The organism is Acinetobacter sp. BWR-L5 (assembly GCF_039655985.1).
GTDB classification, from domain to species: Bacteria; Pseudomonadota; Gammaproteobacteria; order Pseudomonadales; family Moraxellaceae; genus Acinetobacter; species Acinetobacter johnsonii.
Genome location: NZ_JAGFEV010000006.1, coordinates 200,221 through 206,957, shown reverse-complemented (window position 1 = coordinate 206,957; position 6,737 = coordinate 200,221). Strand labels below are relative to the sequence as shown.

Annotated in this window: 5 protein-coding genes; 1 reads left to right on the top strand and 4 read right to left on the bottom strand. The window is 34.0% G+C overall.

The annotated features are described in order from the left end of the window. On the bottom strand, window positions 1-1,236 hold a 1,236-nt coding region (locus tag JZ787_RS12665), incomplete at its 3' end, for a BapA prefix-like domain-containing protein (RefSeq protein WP_346312493.1). 42 nt (window positions 1,237-1,278) lie between these two features. Next, complete coding sequence (locus JZ787_RS12660; protein WP_346312492.1) at window positions 1,279-2,130, bottom strand: OmpA family protein; 852 nt, start codon at window positions 2,128-2,130, stop codon at window positions 1,279-1,281. A gap of 977 nt (window positions 2,131-3,107) precedes the next feature. Between JZ787_RS12660 and JZ787_RS12655 the strand changes: the two genes are divergently transcribed. Next, window positions 3,108-3,932 carry a hypothetical protein gene (locus JZ787_RS12655; RefSeq protein WP_087014423.1) on the top strand — a complete coding sequence of 275 codons (825 nt, stop codon included), beginning with the start codon at window positions 3,108-3,110 and terminating at the stop codon, window positions 3,930-3,932. Between the two features lie 6 nt (window positions 3,933-3,938). Here JZ787_RS12655 and JZ787_RS12650 read toward each other — a convergent pair whose 3' ends face one another. Both JZ787_RS12650 and mobR read right to left on the bottom strand, forming a co-directional pair. Next, window positions 3,939-4,316, bottom strand: a complete 378-nt coding sequence (locus JZ787_RS12650) for a transposase (protein ID WP_087014421.1) — start codon at window positions 4,314-4,316, stop codon at window positions 3,939-3,941. 453 nt (window positions 4,317-4,769) lie between these two features. Next, window positions 4,770-6,446 (bottom strand): phenol degradation transcriptional regulator MobR, encoded by a 1,677-nt coding sequence (mobR, locus tag JZ787_RS12645; protein ID WP_087014419.1) that lies wholly within the window; start codon window positions 6,444-6,446, stop codon window positions 4,770-4,772. Between the last annotated feature and the right edge of the window lie 291 nt (window positions 6,447-6,737).

Sequence of the window (6,737 nt, the reverse complement as noted above, 5' to 3'; positions counted from 1 at the left end):
ATCTGGCTGAACAATTGCAGTAACTGTGGTGTCAACCAATGGGTTGCCATCTTTGTCTTGACCTGTAATCGTCAACTTCACTTCACTGCCTGGCTCAACGTCTGTCGTACCACCAGTGATGTTGCCTTTGTTATCAACTTTAACGGTGATTGAACCATCAACGCGATCTAAGCCACCTTGGTCTGGCGTACGTGGATCATTGTCATGATCTATTTTACCTTCAAGAATTGCCGTGTCTGTTACTGGTTTGCCATTGTTGTCAGTTGATTTCGCTTCTGCTTCAACTGGTGAACCATCAACAATCGCTGCAGGGATATCAACAGTGTATTTGCCATCAACTACTGTAGTTTCAACATCTTCCTTAACTGGATTACCGTCTTTGTCTACACCTTCAATGGTCACAATGACTTTTTCGCCTTCAGGTACGTCTGTCACTGTGCCTGATACTGTTCCTGCTTTCGGATCAATTTCAGCGGTGATTGCACCATCAACGCGATCTAAACCACCTTGGTCTGGTGTGTTAGGATCATTGTCATGATCTGTTTTTTCAAGGCTATCTTCTGCTTTGATTGTGTTCCCATTGCGGTCTACAACTTCAGATTCTACTTTGATATTACCATCAGCAAACTCTTCTGGAATATCAACTGTATAATTACCATCTTTACCTACTTTAACAGTTTCTTCATGAGTAATTGGGTTGCCATTTTTATCTTGACCAGTAATGGTAACCTTGACATCAGCCCCTTCAGGAATGTTCTCTGTTTTACCTGTAACTGTACCTTTTGTTTCTACTTCAATGAAATTTTTACCGTTAGGAATATTCTCTTTCTTATCATCGTCATCATTTGTAGCAGCGATTACACCACCTATGACTCCAGCACCAACCAACCACGGTAAGAGCCCTAATAGCTTACTACCAGCCTCAGGTAATAAAACCTCTAAACCAGGAATACTATTAAAACCTGAAGTCCCATCAAACCAATAAAGCACACAGCCGTCTTCTTCAAAAACCAAGTCCGAAGAAACATTGTCATATGTTATGAAAAACCCTTCAATAACAATAGTTTCTCCATTTTTAAGCTTTAGTACTAAATTGTTCCCGTCACGTACAAATTCAGCTACATCATCACGGCTCATTTTAGTATGAATAATTGAAGCTTCATTTAAGCTAATATTCGCTGTATCAATGGTTGCTTTATTTAAAGAATCTTTTTCTATTACAATAAACTTAGTCATGTTTCACCCAAAATTATATTTACTTATATTCCAATCATTCAATTACTTAGTAATGCCCGTAATTTCCACACTCACACGACGGTCAGGCTGTAAACAGGCTTTAAGCTCTTCTCGTTGTTTCACATCAAAACAACCATTAGTGACAGGTTGATTTTTGCCTGCACTAGACGTTGAAATATTATTTTCAGATACACCGTTTTGAACTAATAAATTCCGTACAGTATTTGCCCGATTTTGACCCAATTGCAGGTTATAACTATCACTACCCAAACGGTCTGTATGACCTGTCAACTTAATTTGGCTCACAGAAACAAAATTATTTGAAATTTGGGAAGCTACGTTTAAAACTTCTTGACGACCTTTTGGCAGCAAGTCATTTAAAGTGGAACCGTTGAATTTAAATAAAGTGTCCGCAGCCAAATCTAGGGATAATGTTTTTTCAATTACTCTTTTAGCTTCTTGGACTGGTGCTTTACAAAGTAGAGGACTTCCATTATTTGAAATAAATGGCTTTCCAACATTATCTACTGACAATACAAATTCATTATTGGTCAACTGCCCTACAGCTAAATCCACATCACAACTTTGACATGATTGCTCTGTGCAATTTTTAACTTTAAAATTATAAGACTCTGGTTTTAAATGATAATTAGTCGCGTTATTAATATAGAAAGTTCCAGATTTTATGCTATCAATGTAAAAGTCAATTGGACAATTTTGTGAGTCCTCTTTGTCCCCTTCGCACAATACCCCGTCCCTTTTCACACTAATGCTTGTAGTATTTTCAGTTTTTTGCTTCTGAAATCGCAAATCTGAGGGATTTGTATAATTATTTGATACACACGCAGTTAAACCGAGTGAAATTGAAACGATAAATAATGAAAACTTAAACATTTACACCTCTCCACAACATTCTAATAATTAACATGATGACCCCTTTTTTGTGAGATAAATCACACAAGTATGTTTTTTTTGCAAAACTCTACTTTTAAATGTACATTTTGCACATTTAAATATGTAAGTCTATTAAAAATTCAGAAAAATCATGTTTTCATGTAAATGATTGCCAAGTAAAAATTAGAGTTTACTTTGACCCGATCAGGGCTAGAAATAATTAGAGTTAAATACCAGGGTAAAAAAATACTTATAAATTATTGTTTTTATTTGTTTTAAAAAATTAGCAATGTACTTTTTCTTAAGACTTATAAGTTGTAAGGATTGCAAAAAATATTAACCATTAATGTCAAAATAAAGCAGTTATTGCACTTACTAATGAACAACATGTTCTATTTACACATTACAAATTGCCGTTTCACACACGTTTTTACGTCGAACTTTTATTTACGTCTAGGCAGTCACCTCTCTATCGATAGTACGCATATTCTAAAAAAATGATCCCTTAGACAATTCATCTGTAACCTTCTTTTACCGTATAAATTTATAATTAAGGCTATGCCTGTGGTGATAAAAACTGATAAATTATTTGACTAAAATACAATCAAAAAGAAGCAACACTTTGTTTAGTATGTACATATTCACAGTGGCTAGAAATAGACAAGAATAAGACTCATTAACTACAATCGTGATTAACCTAATAGCATCAATTACTTTTCAATCAAAAATATAAAAACAACAAACTTTGATTGCTTATTTTTATAAAAAAATTTAGAATATAATAAAATAAATAACGTATAGCATTGAAAAAAAACAATTTTTTCTATTTTTCAGTTTAAAAAAAACTATATTGTTTATTTTTTTACATAAAAAAGACTACAATACTTTTCTAAATCTTGTTTTTTCAATAAACTTAAAAATAGCTTTGTTGCTGAACATGCGAAAGGTCAAAATATCGAGTCAATAGAGGTACTTACATGACAAATAACTCTTCTGTTATTTTCAAATCTGAAGATACTGCTTTATCTCATGAAAGCGAGACAACTTTAGAACATGTTATAAGTATTATGCCTCAGCTTATCCATTGGCTTATTAAAGCTGGTGTTGGTTATAGTGAATTTACAACGGCACTTAAGCCAATATTTTACAACGAAGCAATCAAAGAATTAGATCACATTGATCATAAGAAAACAGATTCTGCAGTTAGTTTATTATCTGGACTAAATCGTAGGGATGTCCGAAACTTTTGCCAAACTTATGGCGAGTATTCATTGATTAACCAATTTAATTCGCAATTACCAATTAGTGTACCTGCACGAGTTATTGGACTGTGGGTTAATCAAAGATTACCGTCAAAAATTCCATTTTATGGGAGCGAACCAAGTTTCGAACATTTAGTCAAACTTGTTTCATCCGAAAAGCACCCCAAATCAATTTTAGTTGAACTTATACGTTTAGGAATTGTGCAGCAAGAAGGAGAGGCTGTGGTCTTGAAAAGCTTAAGCTATACCCCTGACTCAAACGTAGATGAAATTGAACAGCTATTCACACAGAATATTTCTGATCATCTTTCCGCTGGTATTAACAACCTTAAGCACAATAAAGATTTTCTTGAACAAGCCGTATTTGCTGATGAACTTACCCAAGAGTCTGTTCTTAAACTAAATAAATTAAGTAGTGATTTATGGGGAATCATGTCTAAATCAATATTATCAGCTGCAATTGATTACACAAAAAATGATGAAGGTTTACCAAATGCGAATAAACGTTTTAGAATTGGTGTGTATCAATATGATGAATAAAAACTTTCAAATATTCTTGTTATGTTTTTCCCATTGACCGCCTTTTCCTCTAACCCAACCGAGTATTTTTAAATTTCTCCAAAGGATTGCATAAGACACTTTATAGCCAAATTTTTTTTCAAAAGGTTCTATCAAATCCTTAATTTTATTAAAAGATGTAGATTCTAAAAATTCTTCAAAAGTGATCAAATTAGTTATTATTGGTGGTCGTCCAAGAACATTTGATGGCAATGGATTTAAGCTGCCATTTATACTTTCTAACAAAATCCAATCATCAAGAGTTGATCTTGCAATACCGAATTGTTTGCAAACATTAGATTTATGTTGAGATTTATAATAAGCAGATAGTACCTTCTTGCGCAGATCTAATGAATATGCTCGCATAACACCTTCTTCGACTGTCTCATATTAGTTCATGAAGCCTTTTACCGCAATAAAACTCATCTAAAAAACCATATATGATACTGATTTTTAAAAGATAACTTAAAAGCACACATGACTTATATATGTGTAAAAAAAACATATTTTAAATAAACTTAAAAAACTGTAGAAAAAACAATTCAATATGTATAATAAATCACCTTAAATCAATAAAAAATGAATGATATCAAATTATATGTTTAAAAAACACATTTATGCTTTTCTTTTTAATAAATATTCTGAAAACTAGAAATTTAAGAAGTTTGACATTGTTACAACATAATTTGCGACTTTTTCAAGATCTCCCACTTTCACTTTCGCCTATTGTAATTGGCTTCCAATATCAAACATTTCTTTATTTTTCCAATTAAATTTTAGTGACCCAATATCTAGGTTAATAAAGAATAAAAGCTTAACTTAAAGAATTTTTTTTAACCGATAATCTAAAGTCGCTCGGCTAATTCCCAATATTCTTGCCGCTTCTGAAACATTCTGGCCGCACTTATCCATAGCTATTCGAATAATTTCTTTTTCCAAGTGTTCTAATGAAAAATTCTCTGTTAATAAATCTTCAATATTAGCTATCGATTGAGTAGATTGATCTTTATTTTCAATGCCGTTATGCTGCGGAAACAAATGACTAAGTTTAATTTCCTGCTGATGATCCGTCAGTAAGGTCGCACGCTCTAATAAGTTTTCAAGCTCACGAATATTACCTGGCCATTCATAAGTCATCACAAAGTTTTTGGCTTTGTCACTTAAACCTTTTAAGGTCTTTCCATACATATTTTCAAAACGTGATAAGAAGTGCGTAATTAATAATGGAATATCATCACGGCGCTCACGCAGCGGCGGAATGATGACCGGGAAGATGTTTAAGCGATAATATAAGTCGGCACGGAATCGCCCATCTTTCACGGCTTGTTCCAAATTCTCATTGGTGGCTGCAACCAAACGGACATCAGCCTTTCGAGTTTGATGATCACCAACTCTCTCATAATCTCCTTCTTGTAACATCCGTAATAAAGCTGCTTGTGCGCGCGGTGAAAGCTCAATCACTTCATCTAAAAAAATAGTTCCTTGATGAGCCCGTTCAAATTTTCCACTCCGAGTTTGCGTTGCACCTGTAAATGCACCTTTTTCTACACCAAAAAGTTCCGATTCAATTAAATCTGGTGGAATACAGGCACAATTTACAGCAACAAATGGCTGCCCTTTACGGGAACTACCTTCATGAATCCCTCTTGCAAACGCTTCCTTACCAACCCCAGTTTCACCTTGCAGTAATACAGCAACCTTGCTGCCTGCTGCCTTTTTCAAAAGGTCACAGACTTTACGATATGCAACTGATTCACCAATAGAATTAAACATGGTGTAGTCTGCTTCTATATCCGTATAGATATTTTTCTTTAATTCATTCAGTTCCGCCTGTAAGGCAATTAATTCATCAGACACTGGATCGGGTGACATAAACTGGATCAGCTCATCGGCATTTCCCCATTCTTCTAAAGGTTTACCAATAATTCGACAGCAATCATCCCCTTTAGCAACACAATGGGTTTCTTGATAAATAATGGTTTGACCCATGACCAGACTGGTATAACCACAGGCATAACCCAATAGCATCCAACAAGCTGATTCTTCCGAAGCACCAAACTCACTTAAATGAACTTCCGCTTCAAATGAATTTCGCCAGTTAAAATCCGCATAAAATTCATGCTCATCATGACTTAATTGAAGCTCATTGACTTCAACTTGAACCATGCCACGAATACCATGCATTTGCGGTCCAGCCATAAATGCTTCAGCTTCATTTAAATTCGGGCGTAATTTAGAGGTGACTTCTGCATCCCTCACACCCGCCTGATAACCCAAACGAATAAAAAAACGTTTAGTCCGTTCCCAACCCAGCATGTTATACAAATCTTTTCTTAAAAAGCCCATGATGCTGGTATGCATCAGCAACATACGGTTTTCTTCAAACCAAATTTTTCCATGCTGGCTATCAAACTGAATTTTATCCAGTAAATCTTGAATATCTTTGTTTTTCTCCAAAATTTGAGTATAAAAATTCGCATCTTTGGCTTTAGGCATGACTGAATATCCATCCTTGGCTATAGGTCTCCCCCTATCTTACCCACATCCAACTAAAAAGCTTTACTACCTTATTGTCATAACTTTATACCTCTAAGGTATTTTTAAATTAAATATATAAAATCACATAGATATATATCACTTGACCTATAAAAAGTATTTTCAAATTCCTCACCTAACCATTCATTATTTGATGAAATCAAACATTTTTATGTTCATCATTCCATGAATATTTATCATTCAAATGATACAAACAAAACAGATAAAAATTATAAATAATTGATTAATAAT

Coding starts and splice junctions, on each gene's coding strand:
- JZ787_RS12650 (WP_087014421.1), bottom strand. CDS start 4,316: ATGCGAGCATATTCATTAGATCTGCGCAAGAAGGTACTATCTGCTTAT.
- JZ787_RS12655 (WP_087014423.1), top strand. CDS start 3,108: ATGACAAATAACTCTTCTGTTATTTTCAAATCTGAAGATACTGCTTTA.
- JZ787_RS12660 (WP_346312492.1), bottom strand. CDS start 2,130: ATGTTTAAGTTTTCATTATTTATCGTTTCAATTTCACTCGGTTTAACT.
- mobR (WP_087014419.1), bottom strand. CDS start 6,446: ATGCCTAAAGCCAAAGATGCGAATTTTTATACTCAAATTTTGGAGAAA.